This window comes from Aliikangiella coralliicola, assembly GCF_007004725.1.
In the GTDB taxonomy this organism is placed as follows: domain Bacteria; phylum Pseudomonadota; class Gammaproteobacteria; order Enterobacterales; family Kangiellaceae; genus Aliikangiella; species Aliikangiella coralliicola.
In genome coordinates this window covers 266564-283381 of the sequence record NZ_ML660168.1, presented here as the reverse complement: position 1 = coordinate 283381, position 16818 = coordinate 266564, and the positions used below count along the sequence as shown (strand labels likewise).

The 16818-nt window shown below is 41.6% G+C and carries 13 protein-coding genes; 9 read left to right on the top strand and 4 right to left on the bottom strand.

Annotated elements, in window-relative coordinates; genetic code table 11:
* Positions 1–6: 6 nt before the first annotated feature.
* From gspL to cysQ, 6 genes are all read left to right on the top strand, one after another.
* Positions 7–1257: a type II secretion system protein GspL gene (gene gspL, locus FLL46_RS20250; protein ID WP_142933175.1), complete on the top strand. Its 1251-nt coding sequence runs from the start codon at positions 7–9 to the stop codon at positions 1255–1257.
* A gap of 2 nt (positions 1258–1259) precedes the next feature.
* Positions 1260–1739, top strand: coding sequence for a type II secretion system protein GspM (gene gspM, locus FLL46_RS20245; protein WP_142933174.1), 480 nt, complete (start codon positions 1260–1262; stop codon positions 1737–1739).
* A gap of 12 nt (positions 1740–1751) precedes the next feature.
* Complete coding sequence (locus tag FLL46_RS20240) at positions 1752–2507, top strand: type II secretion system protein N (protein ID WP_142933173.1); 756 nt, start codon at positions 1752–1754, stop codon at positions 2505–2507.
* A 62-nt stretch (positions 2508–2569) separates the two neighbouring features.
* Entirely contained in the window at positions 2570–3235 is a 666-nt protein-coding gene (gene yrfG, locus FLL46_RS20235; protein WP_142933172.1) for a GMP/IMP nucleotidase, read from the top strand.
* Positions 3228–3773: an ADP compounds hydrolase NudE gene (nudE, locus tag FLL46_RS20230; protein ID WP_142933171.1), complete on the top strand. Its 546-nt coding sequence runs from the start codon at positions 3228–3230 to the stop codon at positions 3771–3773. Before yrfG ends, nudE begins: the two co-directional genes overlap by 8 nt.
* 5 nt (positions 3774–3778) lie before the next feature.
* A complete protein-coding gene (cysQ, locus tag FLL46_RS20225; protein ID WP_210418767.1) occupies positions 3779–4612 on the top strand; it encodes a 3'(2'),5'-bisphosphate nucleotidase CysQ in 834 nt (277 codons plus the stop codon).
* Between the two features lie 48 nt (positions 4613–4660).
* On the opposite strand, the gene FLL46_RS20220 is transcribed toward cysQ, so the two are convergent.
* Together FLL46_RS20220 and FLL46_RS20215 are read right to left on the bottom strand one after the other, a co-directional pair.
* Positions 4661–5533, bottom strand: coding sequence for an alpha/beta fold hydrolase (locus FLL46_RS20220; protein WP_142933169.1), 873 nt, complete (start codon positions 5531–5533; stop codon positions 4661–4663).
* Between the two features lie 410 nt (positions 5534–5943).
* Positions 5944–9297 carry an amidohydrolase family protein gene (locus FLL46_RS20215; RefSeq protein ID WP_142933168.1) on the bottom strand — a complete coding sequence of 1118 codons (3354 nt, stop codon included), beginning with the start codon at positions 9295–9297 and terminating at the stop codon, positions 5944–5946.
* Positions 9298–9509: 212 nt separating this feature from the next.
* Between FLL46_RS20215 and FLL46_RS20210 the strand changes: the two genes are divergently transcribed.
* The 3 genes from FLL46_RS20210 (at position 9510) to FLL46_RS20200 (ending at position 14971) form a co-directional block, all read left to right on the top strand.
* Positions 9510–11051, top strand: a complete 1542-nt coding sequence (locus FLL46_RS20210; protein ID WP_142933167.1) for a tetratricopeptide repeat protein — start codon at positions 9510–9512, stop codon at positions 11049–11051.
* Positions 11052–11464: 413 nt separating this feature from the next.
* Positions 11465–14383 (top strand): M9 family metallopeptidase, encoded by a 2919-nt coding sequence (locus tag FLL46_RS20205; RefSeq protein ID WP_142933166.1) that lies wholly within the window; start codon positions 11465–11467, stop codon positions 14381–14383.
* A gap of 180 nt (positions 14384–14563) precedes the next feature.
* Positions 14564–14971, top strand: a complete 408-nt coding sequence (locus tag FLL46_RS20200; protein WP_142933165.1) for an ACT domain-containing protein — start codon at positions 14564–14566, stop codon at positions 14969–14971.
* On the opposite strand, the gene FLL46_RS20195 is transcribed toward FLL46_RS20200, so the two are convergent.
* Together FLL46_RS20195 and FLL46_RS20190 are read right to left on the bottom strand one after the other, a co-directional pair.
* A complete protein-coding gene (locus FLL46_RS20195) occupies positions 14968–15648 on the bottom strand; it encodes a Yip1 family protein (RefSeq protein ID WP_142933164.1) in 681 nt (226 codons plus the stop codon). The genes FLL46_RS20200 and FLL46_RS20195 overlap by 4 nt on opposite strands.
* 99 nt (positions 15649–15747) lie before the next feature.
* Complete coding sequence (locus tag FLL46_RS20190; RefSeq protein ID WP_142933163.1) at positions 15748–16728, bottom strand: malate dehydrogenase; 981 nt, start codon at positions 16726–16728, stop codon at positions 15748–15750.
* Between the last annotated feature and the right edge of the window lie 90 nt (positions 16729–16818).

Here is a 16818-nt window from a genome sequence, read left to right as displayed (position 1 = left end):
GAAAGTATGAGCAAGTTAACAATTTTTTGGGGTGATAAAACTAGTGAAAGTTTTTACTGGTTAGCTGATGACGCTCAAAGCGATTCGTCAAGTCCTGTCCTAATGTTAGAAAGTCAAACAATACTTAAAGCTGACTTGGCCTGTTTAGCTGATATTGCCAAGGGAAAAATGGTGCAGCTTGTTTTGTCTTCGAATGATATCCACTTTAATTCGGTACAAATGCCCAACAAAGCGCAGCGCCACATTCGAAAGGCCGTGCCTTATCTGTTGGAAGAGCAGGTGGCTGAGCCTATCGATGATTTGTTTATCGCGATTGGAGAACGCCAAAAAGATGGTTCGATTCCGGTGAGAGGTATCGCGCTTGACTATTTTGAAGACTTGATTCAACAGTTCAAAGACGCAGAAATAAAAGTTGGACAAGTTCGAACTGATCTTGATTTGTTAGAGAGACCAGAAACTGGATTTCACCTGGTAATGATAGAAGAGCAGCTACTTATCATTGATGATAAAGGTTTGCGCTGGGGCTGTGACATTGATGATTTTTCCTGGTTAGTTCAGAAGTATCTAGAAGAAGATAGTGAAGATGAGTCAATGCCGATAGCAATACCATTAGTGGTGGTGGCTGAAGACGAAGAGAAATCCCAGTTATTTGAACAGCAACTTCCAGTAGGTCGCTTCGCGCCACAAGTCCAAATCGTTGAATCAGTGCAGGAATATTTGTCAAATTCCAGTCAGCAACCTCTAAGCCTTTTGCAAGGCGAATATGAGCCCAAAGCTGAAAGCTCTCCGTTACAAAATATGTTATGGAAAGTTGCCACCATTGCTGGAATTGTTTTGTCGGCGCATATTCTTTATCAAGGTTCGCAGTGGTTCGCTTTAGAAGCGCAAAAAAGTAACTTAGCAAAAGAAAGAACCGTGCTGTGGAAACAAGCATTTCCTGGTAGAAAAGTACCGGCGAACCCAGATAAATCGTTACGAAGTTATCTGAATTCATTAGAAGGTGGAGATGGCGAAAACTCTTTTCTCGCGCTGTTACAGTCCTCTACCGACAAAATTGGCGATTTACAAAAAATTTACCCGACAAACATCAGTTATGATGCGTCACGTAACGAGCTGAGAATGGATTTGATCGCGAAAGATCTACCTATTCTCAATCAATATCGCGATGATTTGAAACAAGGCGGACACGAAGTTGATATGTCCTCGGCGACACAGCGCGGTGACGGTTATGCCAGTCGCTTAATTATTCGGAGATAGAAATGGAACAGTTAAAACAGTGGTTCGAAGGGCTGGAAAATAACGAGCAAAAAATAGTGCTGGCCGCGGCTGCTTTTGTCAGTCTTATGCTACTTATTTTTGTCGTACTAAAACCGCTTAATGACAAGGTTTCCAGTTTAGAGAGGCAAGTTGAAAGTCGTGAATCTTCCGTTGCAAAGTGGAAGCAAGCGATGCCAAAAATATTGGCTACGCGAGGGCAGGCCAGTGGCAATCGATCCAACCAGGCGCTTAGTTCTGTTGTGACCTCATCAACTCGTCGATTTAATTTGAAGGTTGCCAGGGTTCAAGAGAAAGGGAGTGACGAAATGCAAGTATGGTTTGATAATATTGTATTTAATGATTTTGTTCGTTGGAGCGCAGAGTTACAAAATCGTTATCAAGTCAAAATCGCTTCAGTTAATATCAGAAGCAAAGATCGCGATGGACTTAGCAGCATCGATGTAAAAATTCGTCGTGGATAACTTGGAATAATAATGAAGAAAAAAATATTTGTACTGACTGGTTTGTTTATTTTATTTGTTTTTATGCAAGCGCCAGCTAGTTTGATAGAAAACTTTTTACCCCAAAATAACAAGGTTACTGTCGCTGGTTTAAGTGGCAGTCTTTGGTCGGGAGAAATTGCCACGGTCAACACGCCTGAACTTTCTCTAAAAAACGTAGAGTATTCAATTAATCCGCTGGCTTTATTTCTTGCGAAACTCTCGCTCAATCTTGATATTTCAGATAGAGATGTCGACGGAAGTCTTAATCTCAAAGCCGGCAGTAATTACCAGGAATCCATCGAGTTGAGTGATGTTAATTTAAATATATCTGCGTCAACGTTTGAGCAGTTTGTGTCTGTTAGAGGCGTTAAATTATCTGGTGATGTTTCGTCTAGCGACCTCGATGTAATATTGGAAAATAAGAGACCGACGAACATTAATGGACGAGCAAGCTGGCGAAAAGCTGCTGTGGTTTTTGGCGGAAAAACCTGGAATTTAGGTGACTTTGTTGTTGAATTGTCAACTGATGAAGCGAAGAAAACAATCGTCGGAAATTTACAAAAAACAAAAAATGAGCTTGGCCTGGAAGGTAAAGTCACTTTGCTTCCTGATGGCATGTTAGAATTTGTTGGTAGCATTTCCACTAAAATAGACCAAAGTCTATATAACACTGTTGCTTTGTTTAATAACGGTAAACCCGCGAATGACCGTTTGCCTATTAAATTTAAACAAAGAGTCTTAAGATAAGAGCTTTAAGATAAGACTCTTAAGGTGACACTAGAAAATAATTCATGATGTAAGGAAAAACATTGGAGCCAAAAATTAATTGGAGCGAGATAGATACTGTTTTATTAGATATGGACGGTACTATTTTGGACTTGGGGTTTGACAATTATTTTTGGTTAGAACTTTTACCAAAAGTTTATGCTGAAAAAAATCAGCTGACCCTTGAACAAAGTAAAACATTTCTTGCGGAAAGTTATGGTGCAATTGAAGGCAAGCTGCAATGGTATTGCCTCGACTTTTGGAGCGAGAGACTGCAGCTCGATATTCCGGAACTCAAAAAATCTGTTAAGGAGAGAGTTGCCTTCAGACCCGGCGCTGTAGAGTTTTTACAATTTTTAGTCGATGAGGAAAAGTCAGTCTACCTGGTTACCAATGCTCACCCAAAAAGCCTGGAAATAAAATTGCTAAACGCCAGCTTCCATCAATATTTTTGTGATTTGCATAGTTCTCACGAATTTGGTTATCCAAAAGAAGAGCAAGAATATTGGCGGATGCTAAAGGATAAATATCAATTTAACCCTCAAAGAGCTTTGTTTGTTGATGACAATGTCAGGATATTAAAATCTGCGCGACAATTTGGAATAAAACACTTGTTGGGCATCAAGCAGCCAGATCTTAGTCAGGGAGAAATCGATTGTTCTCCATTTCAATCAATCGGTGATTTTACAAAGATTATTCAAAATGCCTGAAAAGCCACAAATTAAAGCGCGCAAACAAGTGGCGCGTACAAGACTGTTTTGCGTGGAGGAGCTGGAACTAGAGTTCTCTAACGGCGAAAAAAGAATTTATGAAAGAATGGTTTCTGGTGGTTCTGGCGCTGTGATGATTGTTCCGGTAACCGAACGTAATGAACTTGTATTAATTCGCGAATATTCGGCTGGTACTGATGATTATCAGCTCGCTTTTCCAAAAGGGTTAATGGATGATGGAGAAAGCGTATTCGAAGCTGCAAACCGAGAATTGAAAGAAGAAATTGGTTTCGGCGCGCGTCAGTTACAACAACTTAAGAGTATGACACTGGCGCCGGGGTATTTTACCCACAAAATGAACCTGGTTTTAGCGCAGTCCTTATATCCGGAAAAACTTGAAGGGGATGAGCCTGAACCTTTGGAAGTGGTGTACTGGCCAATTAGTAAAATTGATGGGCTAATTGAGCAAGCCGACTTTACCGAAGCACGCTCTATCGCGGCTTTATTAATGGTTGAACGATATTTTAAAAAAGGCTAATGGAAATGCAGCAACTGAATTATTCTTTGAGCACCATACTTGAGCAAGTCATCATTACTTCCAAAAAAGCGGGTCAAGCGATAATGGAAGTCTACAATAGCGATGATTTTGATGTGCAGATAAAAGGCGATGAATCACCATTAACCAAAGCTGATTTAGCGGCGCACAACGCCATCATTTCAGATTTGGAAAGCAAGTTTCCAGATATCCCTTGCTTGTCAGAAGAGAGCACAGGAATTACCTTTGAACAAAGACAGTCCTGGCCTTACTGTTTTGTTATCGATCCTTTAGATGGCACCAAAGAGTTTATCGCGCGTAATGATGAGTTTACGGTTAACATCGCATTGGTCGTTGCGGGCAAACCCGTGTTAGGTGTTATTTATGCCCCGGTGCTCGACACAGTTTACTACGCTGCCAAGGAGCTCGGCGCCCATAAGCAGGTCGGTAATGAAAAAGCCGACAAAATTTCAGTCCGAACATTGCCGGAAAAAGAAGGTAACAAGCACTTTACCGTGGTTGCTAGCCGACGTCATGGGCTTGATAAGGTTGAAACGCTTTGTCAAAACTTTGCCAGCTTTGATCTGACAAGCCGCGGTAGCTCGCTTAAAATGTGTTTGGTTGCTGAAGGTTCTGCTGATATTTATCCGAGACTTGCACCCACATCTGAATGGGATACCGCGGCGGCACAAGCTATTGTAGAACAAGCAGGTGGCCAATTGCTTAAACTCGATTTTACAGAATTGACCTATAATCAAAAAGAGTCGTTGTTAAATCCGTATTTTCTTGTATTAGGCGATCCTGAATTCAATTGGAAGGGCGAGCTTGTTATCCCGGAGTGAGAAACTTAATTTAGCTCCGATTTAGTCTGAGCTCTTTTATTGCCGAGCTCAGGCTGGAATATTATGTTTACGCCAAAAATCTGTTGCCCCGTCCAGAATTGACTTCGGCGCTTCAACTTGCGGATAGTGCCCAACATCTTGTAACTCTACGACGTCAGCATTGGCGATCAGTTGTTTGTAGCGAGTAACCATATGCTTTCCTGAAATCGGATCTTCCAGGCCATTAATAAATCGAATTGGGCATGTGGAATTTTGTAATGCGCCTAGCCATCTACTTCTGAAAACAGTACGTTCCTTCATATACCTGATCAACCGTGGTATTGCGGCGACACCGTTGTTGTGGTTCATCAATTCCCAAAAACCACTTAAAATATCTTCCGGGATTGACTGGTGGCAAATATGATTAAAATTCTTTTTAAATTTTTTGTAAGTTGTTAAACGAGCGATTATTTTTCCTAAGGGCGTCATCAACAATTTTTGCAGAAGAATAGGTTTGGCCGTTTCCGGAAAAAGCCCGCCATTAAGTAGAAGCACTGATCGAACCGTTTCCCTTTCGTTATCCAGATCTCTCGCAAGGAGTTCCTGAGCTACTGTGTCTCCATAGTCATGGGCCAGAATATGATAATCAGACAGGTTTTCTCTTGCTAGAAAAAACTCAAACAGATCCGCTTGATATTTTGTGGTGTAATCAAATCCTTCCGGCTTGTCAGAAAAACCGAACCCAATCATATCCATTGTAAATAAATGGAAATGTTTGCTTAGTTCAGGCCAAAGGAAATGCCAGTCCCAACTTGAGGTTGGAAAACCATGAATTAACAATAATTTAGGTTTTTCCCTGTTGCCGCTTTTGCAGAAAAAAATATTATTTCCCTCATATTGAAAATACTCTCCTTGTTGATGCCATTTTTCAACTGAAATCATTGTCATTCCTAATTTTGGCTACTGGGTTGAAATTAATGTAGCGCACTATTTAACCTCAGCTGCGCATAAGAAGAGCCAGCCAATACAGCGCTTTGAGCGGTTTTCTTCGTTGAGCTTGTTTTTAATAGCTTGCTATTACTGCACAAACTCGCCTCGCTAACCACTCAAATCGCTGCACTGGCTTCACATTGAGTGACCCAATTATCCTTAAGACTTGTTTTTTTGGTGTTAATGCATATCAATACTGACTTTCAATGACTCTTCTTATGCGCAGCTGAGGTTATTTATTAAGCGCAATTTTATAGTTATCAAACAGTATAGCGTCTTTTTACCTATTGGAATTGAAGGGGCATTTTGTGAAGACAATAAAAAGCCCGGCATTGACCGGGCTGATTGGTTACTAATCTGAATTAGTGGCGCCAGTGATGCATTTCCTGTTTCATTTCTAACGCTTTTGCAGTCGCTTCAGGCAAAGATTGCAACTGGAGTGTTTCGAAGAAAAATGGCTTACGTTTGTGCCCATTTTTTCGTCCGATTTCATTCATGGTTTTAGTATCAAAAAGACGGCCATTAATCATGGTGTAAGCCACTTTTTCCGATTCACGAATGTTATTTAACACGTCACCGTCGATAATAATCATATCGGCTAATTTTCCGACTTCAATACTACCGATATCTTTATCCATTCCTAGATATTTGGCGCCGTCGATTGTTGCTCCTCGAAGCGCTTCCCAAGGCGTGAAACCACCTTGATTCATCATCCAGATTTCCCAGTGGGCCGCAAGTCCTTCACGCTGCCCATGAGCACCAATTACAACTGGAACACCTTGATTGTTGAGTGCCTTGGCCGATTTAGCGACATTGAAGTGATTGTAGTGCGAGTCTGGCGCGGTGGTACGTCGAATAGACTTGGGCTCTACAAAGTACCTTGGCGAGTAACGCATCAACTGATCATTTTTCCAAACATTGGTGCGATCATACCAGTAAGTTTCACCGGAAAGACCACCGTAAGCCACGCCAAAGGTCGGTGAATAACCCACATCAGTCTGAGACCAGAGTTGTTTTACATCATCATAAATGTTTGCAATTGGCAACGCGTGTTCGATACCTGTGTGTCCGTCAACAATCATGGTCATATTATGATAGAACTTGGCACCGCCCTCAGGCACAACCATTATGCCGAGTTCTTTACCGGCGGCAATGACTTGTTGCTTTTGATCTCGACGGGGCTGGTTATAGCTTTTTACCGAAATTGCACCCACATCTTTTAAGCGCTGAACGTGAAATTTTGCGTCTTCAAGGCTGTCAATATTGGCTGTATAGCCTGGTGCTTTTGCGCCATAAAGTATCGTTCCAGTTGAGTAGATTCGTGGACCGACAGTAATGCCAGAGCGCTGCATTTCGCTGGCAGAGAAAATTTCCGTAGTGTCATTTGAAGGATCATGAACCGTTGTTACACCGAAGGCGAGTGACGAATAGCTCATCCAGTTTTGTTGCGGTGTAATTTCGTTGCTGGCTTGTCCGCCGTGTGCGTGAACATCGATCATTCCTGGGGTGATCGTTTTTCCTGTGACGTCAATGACTTCTGCGCTCTTTGGAATCGATACTTGATCTTTTGAGCCGACCGCTTTAATTCGATTAGAGTCAACCAACACGACACCATTTTTAATGACTTCTTGCTGGCTGCCGGCATCACGCATAGTTACTATGTCTGCGCCAACAAGTGCAATCATTCCTTTGGGCTTGTCTGCTTTGGTTTTAAACGAAAGGTTGATTCCTTCGGTAACTGGTTCTGGAAGTTTCTCAGGACTACCAGCGAAATGCGCAAAAGCATCTTTCAACTCTCGTGAATATAATGTCGCTCCAAGTGCCCAGTTGAGTTGCTTACTATCTGCAGACCAATGAAGAAATTCACCACTACGTTTTGATACTTGTTTAACTGGCATTGATTTGCTTTTAGAAGTAATCGTTTCAGATTTTCCGGTCAAAACAAAGGGGGCAATATATGCGTTGAATTGTTGGGCAAATGCCACCCAATTACCGTCTGGAGAAACTCTGAATTCAGTGATATCCATGCCATTCAGGTGTTCTCTTTCTTCTTTGCCGTCAAGATCAATACTCATTAACTTTCCTTTGGCTCCCCAACCAAAAGAAGAATAAAAAATTCTTTTGCCGTCGGCAGAAAAATGAGGGTTAACGCCACTATCATGGACTCGACGCATTTCATTGCCTTTTACGTCAGCAATATATAGTCCTGGTTCCATTGAATATTCTGGTGAAGTCAGGTAACCGCCGGTAAAACGTCGGAAGACAACATTTTTACCATCATTGGAAAAAGCTGGTTCAATGTAATGACCAGGTTCCGACGTGATAGTCTTTCCGCGACCGCCGCGACTGGATACAACTTTAACGCTACCCAGCTTTTTATCATTCCAGGTAACGTATGCTATTTTTTTTCCGTCACGTGAAAAGATAGGATAAAACTCGAAGTCGTCCTTTTGTTTGGTTAATCTTTTACGCTTGCCTGATTTGACATCACGAATATAAATTTTACCGAGTGCCTGGTAAGCAATTTTGTCGCCCTTAGGTGACATTTGTGCCCAACGGATCATTTTGACATCAAACTCATCGGGGGCAACGTCAACGGCAAATCGTACTGCTGGCGTAATCTTTTTCTCTACTTCTACTTCAAATGGAATTTCGGCAACCTTTCGGCTTTCTACATTAACCTTTCGAATTTTTCCGCCTGCCCACAGGACAATTGATTGATTATCGGGGGTCCAATCAAATTGTGTGGTATTGCCATGGGAGCCATTGGTTTCCTGAAGGTCACGATCAAGCTGGGCATAGACTGGTTTATCAATACCTGTCTTCAAATCTTTGACAAATAAAACAGTTTTGGTGTCAACCCGTCGTACATAGGCCAGATATTTTCCATCGCTAGACGGCGTTGGTGCGATTGCACCACCTGAGCCACTGACTAGAGTGATTTCCTCGCCGGTTTCTCGGTCCAGTCGTCTAATGGTAAAAATTTGCGTGGTGGGGTTCTTGTTATACTGCCAGACTGTGCCAGCGGTCGAATCCATTGAAAAATAAACATAACGACCGTCGGGAGAAAAGGCTGGTTCTGCGATGTTTTTCTGAGCTTTGTCGCCGCCAATTCGTTTTTTCAGTTGATAACCACTACCACCGCTTTTGTGATAAAGCCATATTTCGCCGGCGGCAATACTACGGGCTGATACGAAACCTCGCTTAGTAGCGATGTAGTTTCCGTCTGGAGACCAATTCGGAGTGTGGACCAGATTTCGCTTTTCTTTACTAATTTGCTTAACATTTGTGCCGTCAGCATCCATTATCCATAAATTGTCCCCACCATCTCTATCGCTGATAAAGGCTATTTGCTTTCCGTCGGGGCTAAAGCGAGGCTGCATATTCCAAGCCATTCCTTCAGTAATCGCTCTGGCTTTACCACCTTTAGCTGGAATGGCATAGATGTCGCCGAGCATGTCGAACACCACTGTCTTTCCATCAGGGCTAATATCTACGTTGCTCCAGGTAGATTGGTTGGTTTTGATCTTGATTGTCTTTTCCTCACCCGGAGGATTATTGACGTCCCATTTCTCTTCTTTATCTTTTTTGTCTTTGTTTTCGCTGGTGCTGACTACTGGTTTTTCTGTCTTTTTGACTTCTTCTGCGTAGATCGCGGAAGTATTGAGCAAAAAGCCGGTAATCGCCGCCGATATGCAGGTGGTGATTAATTTCATGGTTTTCTCCCGTGGAAATAGATGCCTGAAGTTTCGTTGTTATAATTTTTTCGAGTGCTAGCCTATAGAATCAAGAAGAAAAGGTAAAGCGCAGAGTTGTTTCAAACTTTGACTAATAATGATACGGTTTACCAAGGTAAAAGTAATAATGAAAAAGAGTTAATTAATTGTTTTTATTGTAATTTATGGCTTTTTGGAGAGGAGATGCTGGTTTGTTCTTGAGATATTCGCGGCTGGTATTCATGTTAGTCAACCTGATAATTCTGTCAGTTTCAGCACAAGAAGTCGCACAAGCCAACAAAATGCGCGGTGGAGGCACCCTTAGTCTTGCTTCAGTAGAAAAGCGATTTAATGCTTTTCTTGCTGCTGGAAAACATGATGAAGCAGTTGCTTTTGCGAAGCGATTTGCCGTTCAAAAACGAGTGAGTGATTCTTATCGACAAGACGTTTTTTTGCTATTAACGATGGAGGCATTAGAAAACGGTCATAACGCCGAATATGAAGAATATATCGAATTAGCAAAAGAAGTTGATGTGAGTTTTGGGCACTATCTTAACATGATACATTTTTTTGAAAAATCCGATAGCTCGACGAGTCTTGATAGCTTTATCTGGTTGGCAACCAATCATCATTCAAAACTCAATAACATTAATAGCCAGTTTATTTTTCAAATTTTCAGAACCTTAAAAAGCGATCCAGAAAAGCAATTTAGATTTTTAAAAAGTTTATTTTCATTTGGATACCAGTCAGAAAGATTACCAGAATACTCTTCATTTTTTTATGTTGAGCTTGCCAGACTTTATTTGGAAAAAAATGAAGTCTCTCAGGCCGAAAACGTTGCAGATACTTTTATTAATCAATTTTCTGATAATATTTTAATTTGGCACGACAGACAGTTTGAGAAACTTTGGCGATTTCAATTTCAAAAGGGAAACTTTGACCCAGCGAAAGCCATCGCAAAATATATTATAAGAGTTGAGCAAGCGTTAGAAAACACCAGCGAACTAACCTGGGACGAATGGATCAGAGGGAGTCGAGTTTTAGTCGAAAAATACCTTAGTCTGGGGAAGACAGAGCAGGCGATTAATATTGCGACCAATGCGCTGGAACAGATCCCTGAGGAGTATAAAGAAAATGATTCCGCCTTATGGCTAACCCAGGCATTGATATCTGCGTACGAACAAGCCGGCGAGTGGGATAGTGCCAGACGAACTTCGCAAAATTTACTCCAGATCAATGTCGAGTCTAACTCGATAATGATTAATTTTATTATTAACTATTCCGGCCTTTTGTGGCGTTCAAACTACTCAAATGAAGCGCTCGTGGTGGCGGATAAAATATTAACGAAATACAAAAAGTTTGCAAATAGTTATGGGTTGTACATTGCCCGGGCAGTAAAAGCTTGCGTACTAACGGAATTGAATCGAAATAAGGAAGCGAAACAAATTTTTGATGAAATGAAGCAAGTTGCTGAGAACAACTATGTTGCGACGATTGAAGCTGGTTTGTGCACCAAGGATTACGATAGTGTTGCCCAAATAATAATACAGCGATTAAATGAACCAGATGAGAGAAAATATGTATTGGCTTCATTCAGCACTTATTTGGTTAATGGACTTTCACAAAAGGAATTCAAATTTTACCAGGCCTATCAAAAGCTACTCGACAGAGAAGATATCAAGAAACAGGTTCGTCGTTATGGAAGAGTGAAAAAGTGGTCTTTGCCAGCCAGTTATTGGCTCAAAATGTTCTAGTGGCGGTGCACTCATTATTAATTAATAGAACACTGTTTTATTACCAGTCATAGTTTTTATTTCCCGTTACTTTATTATTTTTTATTTCTCGCTTCTTCATTCGAAGAAGGATCTTTCAGAAATTTAACTACTCGATTTGAGATTTAAGTCAAAAAAAACACTATTTATTGTGCGCAAAATAAACAATTATTGCATGCAAAGATAAAAGTGTGGTATTTCTGATTGTGCCTGAGCTGGTGGTACTGGCGACAAAAAGTACGACTCATCAAATTAAGATCCGGTAGGAGGGAGCTGAGATGGTGAGGTTTTGGTTAGTTTTATTTGATTCGAAACTAGCCAGGGATTATCCAAAATATAAATAGCTTAATCGATCATTATTAAGCGACATAAAAAATTTAAATAAGGTACACAAGATGAAATTCAACAAGAAAAATATCATGCTAAGTATTTCGGCGGCGTGGTTGGGAGTCAGCACTTTGTCGTTAGCTGGTCCTGCACCTCAGTCAGGAATTGTGAAAAACACCCATAGTCATCATGCGAACCATTTAACTGTAAGCGCGCCAGTTGAACCAAAGCCAGATGCGTTAAAGCATTCTGAGAAATTTTTAGCGCACAACCACAGCGCAAAGACGCTTTCGAATAAACACTCGACGTTATCTTCGCTAGTCGCGCCGGCCGCAGCAGCGGCGTGCGATATGGATGGATACGCAACTAAAACCGGCCAGGCTTTAGTTGATCATATTCTTACTCAAGAAGAAAGCTGTATTAATGATCTCTATACTGGAAATGCAACCAGCTTTGCTGCTTTTCAACCGGCGAAAATGATCACGGTCGCTAATGCGACAGCTAGTTTGGCGAGTTCATATTCTGCTACATCAGGTCCAAACAATATTAACAGTTTGTATTATTTTCTTAGAACCGGCTACTACATCGAGTTCTACTTTCCTGACGATGTTGGTCCATACGGAAATGATGTGCAAAGTGCAGTGCGATCATCACTCGATAATCTCGTTAACAACGCAGACTTTTATGCAAATTCTGATCAACATGGAAAAAATATTCAGGCAGCAATTATTCTGATTGATAGCGCTGGTGAAAATGCGCGCTATTTGCCGGTTGTCAAAGAGTGGTTAACTCGATGGAATTCAAGTTATGCCAGTTCCTGGAATATGCGCTCATCAGTTAACGGCATTTTTACCGTGCTGTTTAGAGGACATAATATTGATGATTTTAAAAGTGCGACCAGTAACGACACTCAACTGATGCAAAAGCTAGGTAGTTTTGCTCGCTCTGACTGGATGCTCGACTCTGACGCCTTGTATTTACAAGAAAATGCGGCGGGAGAGTTAGCGCGTTTTCTTCAACACGATACCGCTCCTGTTTATCAAACTGTTAAAACTGAAGTGCAAGGGATACTCGACCGCTACAGTATGAATGGCAACGGCAAGAGTGTCTGGATTAGAGCGGCAACTGTCGTTGATTATTGGGGCAAGTGCGCTGAATTTAATATTTGCGGATTTAAAGAACAATTAGAAGCTCAGGTGCTTTCACTCACTCATACCTGTAGCAGTTCTCTCAAAATGCGTGCTGAAGAAATCACGGCCGCGCAATTTAACGAGTCATGTGGGATCCTGGCAGATCAAGAAGTCTTTTTTCATCAAATGCTGGTAACCAATAATAACCCGGTAGCTGACGATTTAAATACTGATTTAGAAATGGTCATTTTTAACAATAGCGACAGCTACTCAACTCACGCCGGCCTTTTCTTCGGAATTGATACGAACAATGGTGGCATGTACCTGGAAGGTGACCCGTCTAAAGCCGATAATCAAGCGAGATTTATTGCTTATGAAGCTGAGTGGTTATTACCTGATTTTCATATCTGGAACCTGACTCATGAATATGTCCACTATCTCGATGGCCGATTTAATCTGAAAGGTGATTTTGGCGATGCAAGAACGAGCACCCATAAAACGGTGTGGTGGATAGAAGGATTAGCAGAATATATTTCTCAAAAAAATCTCAATGATGCGGCAATTACATTAGCGCGTACCAAAGAATATTCTTTGAGCGAAATTTTTTCAAACGATTATAACAGTGGTCAAGATAGAGTTTATCGTTGGGGATATTTAGCGGTTCGATTTATGTTTGAAAAGCACCCGAACGAAGTTAATCAAATCTTAAGTTATTTCCGCGCCGGTAATTATGACGCTTACTTAAATTATATTAATAGTAGTATTGGTACTGCCTACAACAGTGAATGGAATGCATGGTTAGATGTCGTTGAAAGTACCACGGAAGGCCCGACTCCTCCGGGTGGCTCAAATCCACAAACTGAGTTGGTGAATGGCCAAACCGTGAGTGGTTTAGCGACACCTGCTGACAACGGTGATCTTGAATTCTTTATTGATGTTCCAGCGGATGCTACCGATCTTAAAGTCGAAATTTCCGGTGGTAGCGGTGATGCCGATCTATACGTTAAAGTGGGCTCTATGCCAACTGATAGTAGTTATGATTGCCGTCCATACAAAGGAGGCAACAACGAATTGTGTGAAGAAGCGACTCCACAATCTGGTCGTTGGTACGTTCGTCTTAAAGCTTACAGTGCTTACAGTGGAGTCAACTTAACTGCCTCGTTCTCCGAAGACGGCGGAAGTAATCCTGGCATAACTGAACTGGCAAAAGGGCAAGCAGAAACAAACTTAACCACAACGAGTAATGGCGATGAACTCATGTTCTTCATTGATGTACCGGCCAATGCGTCAGACTTAAGTTTTAAAATTTCTGGTGGTAGTGGAGACGCTGATCTTTACGTTAGACAAGGTAGCGAGCCGACCGATAGTGCTTACGATTGTCGGCCATATATCGGTGGAAATAACGAAACTTGTGATATTGCCAGTCCTCAGGAAGGTCGTTGGTATGTGAGAGTAAAAGCTTACTCTGCATACTCAGGTGTTTCGCTTGTGGCAGATTATACTGCTGCTACAGGTGGTTTTGACGCTTGTACTAACTCGTCTACCGTTAATCAAGGTAATGTAGAAGATGGCTCTGCGGTTTGCGTTGCGGCGCGCTCAGGTACTTCTTATTTCTATACCTATGTCAATGCGGGTACTTCAAGTCTGGTTGTTGAGTTAAGTGGTGGCACCGGCAACGGCGATCTTTACGGAAATTTTGCTACCTGGGCGACGTCCAGTGACTACCAATTTTCGTCGACACAGTCGGGCAACAGTGAAACTATGACAATGACAAATCCTCCGACCGGTTGGGTATATTTTTCTGTGGTCGCTAATCCCGAGCATGGTGACACCAGTTTGAGAGTGACTCATCAGTGAGCGTATAAAAAAAATAAATCGATAAAACTTTAAACGGGGCATATTGCCCCGTCTTTTTACCTGATAAATGGAAAACTTCGCTTTTACCTCGACAAGGATCGTAAGATGCCGCTAGTCTATACTTATGCTATGTTGATTCAGCTATAGTTTTTAAATTGTGCGAGTTGAAAAGGAAAAATAATGAGTGGAATAGTCGAACTAGATGTACTGCTAAAAAATATGGATCCACAACTTAGTGAAGAAGAGTTTGTATTTTGTTGTATTGCTTTACAAGACTGTGAAAAATCCTTCTCTCAAAATGTTGCAGATATTGATCCAATTGGTATTTTTAGAGAAGAGGAAGGGACGACCTTAGTACTCTCGCGAAAAAAGGCAGATGAAAATAATTTGAGTTATGAAGCTGTTTTTAAGCAAATAACTTTGCGCGTTCATTCGAGTTTAGAAGCCGTTGGGTTGACTGCTGCAGTTGCTACCGCGTTAACTAAAGCTGATATTAGCGCAAATGTTATTGCAGCCTATCACCATGATCATATTTTTGTTCCTGCGAACAAAGCAGATAAAGCGCTAAAGGCATTAATGGAAATTTAAGCGCTAATAAAACCAATTCCAAAGATCAGTGCAAATATGGGTACAAAAAACAATAAAAATGATAAAAGGGTACAGAATATCGAACGTCCAATCGAAAATTTATGAACTTCCGAAACAAACACGATATAGATAATAAACGCAAAAACTGACAGAAGCGTTTCCACAACGACACTTCCCCAATAAGCGAGATTGAGAATTTCATTTTCCATAAAGGGTTCAACGGATTGTGAAAATAAATCTTTGCCGACAAAAACAATATGAGAAAGGGCAATGATTAAGCCCACTATCGCTGGAATTGACGACCAGGCTGACGCTGTTCTCAGCTCGTCGCTAGTGCCGGAGCCACCAAGCCATTTTCCAGAAATTGATTGTAGCCAGGCGAATACATAGAGTGACAATATACCAAAAATGGCACCACCAATAACAGCTGCGATAATAATTGAAACAAAGGCTTCAGAATCTGCAGAGCCTTTAGAAATGGCCCTGTTAAGATTAGTGTGAATGCCGGATAAGACCGCAAAAAGTATCACAAATTTTTCAGGATGAACTTTAAGTACGTACCTGATAGTTCTTCTCGGGTGTAACCAGACGGATATCAGAGGATTAAGTTGTTCTACTGGCTCATCCGTTTTAAGAAGAGTGCTATTAGTCGCTGGAGATTGATAAGGGTTAGACATTGAATATTACTTATCTCGAGTTCAGGTAATCGAATTTTTACTGACGGAAAGAAAAAACGGGACTTCTAAAGTCCCGTTTTATTGTCGCTATTTACTCACTTAAGCGAACAGATCAGAACAAGTATCACGCTCTTCTTGAAGTTCTTTTTCAGACTCTTTCATTTTCTGAACGATAAAATCACTGTTCTCTAAACCGGTAACAATTGTCCAGTCGCCGTCTTTACAAGTGACAGGATAGGAGTAAATCAAACCTTCTTCGATTCCGTAAGAACCGTCGGAGAAAACCGCCATAGAAACCCAATCACCTTCTTCAGTACCAAGTACCCAGCTGTTCATGTGATCAATAACGCCATTGGCTGCAGACGCTGCAGAAGATGAACCACGTGCGGAAATAACTTCGGCGCCACGTTTCGCGACTTTAGGCATGAAGGCTTCGTTTGCCCAGGCAGTATCAACCATACCGGCAGCGGCTTCACCGTCTACTGAAGTGTGAGCGATATCTGGAACCTGCGTAGTCGAGTGGTTACCCCAGATAGTCATTTTTTTGATGCCGTTCATTGCTTTACCGGTTTTCTCGGCCAATTGGTAAATGGCACGATTGTGGTCAAGGCGAGTAAGCGCAGTAATGTTGCGTGGATTCAGATTCGGTGCATTTTTCATTAAAATGTAGGCGTTGGTATTGGCTGGGTTACCAACTACACAGATTTTAATTGCAGGATTTGCTACGTCATTGATGATTTTGCCAAGGGTGCTAAAGATTTTACCGTTATCTTTCAGCAAGTCAGCTCTTTCCATGCCCGGTCCACGAGGTTTAGCTCCTACCATTAAGCCATAGTCTGCATCTTTGAAGGCAACTGCTGCGTCGTCTGTGCAAACAACGTCATGCAATAATGGAAATGCACAATCGTTAAGCTCCATTTTTACCGCTTCAAGCACCTTAAGCGCCGGCGTGATTTCAAGCAATTGCAATATGACTGGCTGGTCTTTACCTAACATTTCGCCAGATGCGATACGAAAAAGAAGTGAGTAACAAATTTGACCGGCGGCCCCGGTCACTGCAACGCGTACAGGTTGTTTCATCTGAAATATCCTCAATTTATCGATGACAGTTTTTTACTGTGGAAGATTGCTGTGCATAAAACAGTAGCGTGAATACACATAGTTTAGTTA

Excerpts from the sequence above, each read along its gene's own strand:
- gspL (WP_142933175.1), top strand. The coding sequence starts at position 7 with ATGAGCAAGTTAACAATTTTTTGGGGTGATAAAACTAGTGAAAGTTTT.
- gspM (WP_142933174.1), top strand. The coding sequence starts at position 1,260 with ATGGAACAGTTAAAACAGTGGTTCGAAGGGCTGGAAAATAACGAGCAA.
- FLL46_RS20240 (WP_142933173.1), top strand. The coding sequence starts at position 1,752 with ATGAAGAAAAAAATATTTGTACTGACTGGTTTGTTTATTTTATTTGTT.
- nudE (WP_142933171.1), top strand. The coding sequence starts at position 3,228 with ATGCCTGAAAAGCCACAAATTAAAGCGCGCAAACAAGTGGCGCGTACA.
- cysQ (WP_210418767.1), top strand. The coding sequence starts at position 3,779 with ATGCAGCAACTGAATTATTCTTTGAGCACCATACTTGAGCAAGTCATC.
- FLL46_RS20220 (WP_142933169.1), bottom strand. The coding sequence starts at position 5,533 with ATGATTTCAGTTGAAAAATGGCATCAACAAGGAGAGTATTTTCAATAT.
- FLL46_RS20215 (WP_142933168.1), bottom strand. The coding sequence starts at position 9,297 with ATGAAATTAATCACCACCTGCATATCGGCGGCGATTACCGGCTTTTTG.
- FLL46_RS20205 (WP_142933166.1), top strand. The coding sequence starts at position 11,465 with ATGAAATTCAACAAGAAAAATATCATGCTAAGTATTTCGGCGGCGTGG.
- FLL46_RS20200 (WP_142933165.1), top strand. The coding sequence starts at position 14,564 with ATGAGTGGAATAGTCGAACTAGATGTACTGCTAAAAAATATGGATCCA.
- FLL46_RS20195 (WP_142933164.1), bottom strand. The coding sequence starts at position 15,648 with ATGTCTAACCCTTATCAATCTCCAGCGACTAATAGCACTCTTCTTAAA.
- FLL46_RS20190 (WP_142933163.1), bottom strand. The coding sequence starts at position 16,728 with ATGAAACAACCTGTACGCGTTGCAGTGACCGGGGCCGCCGGTCAAATT.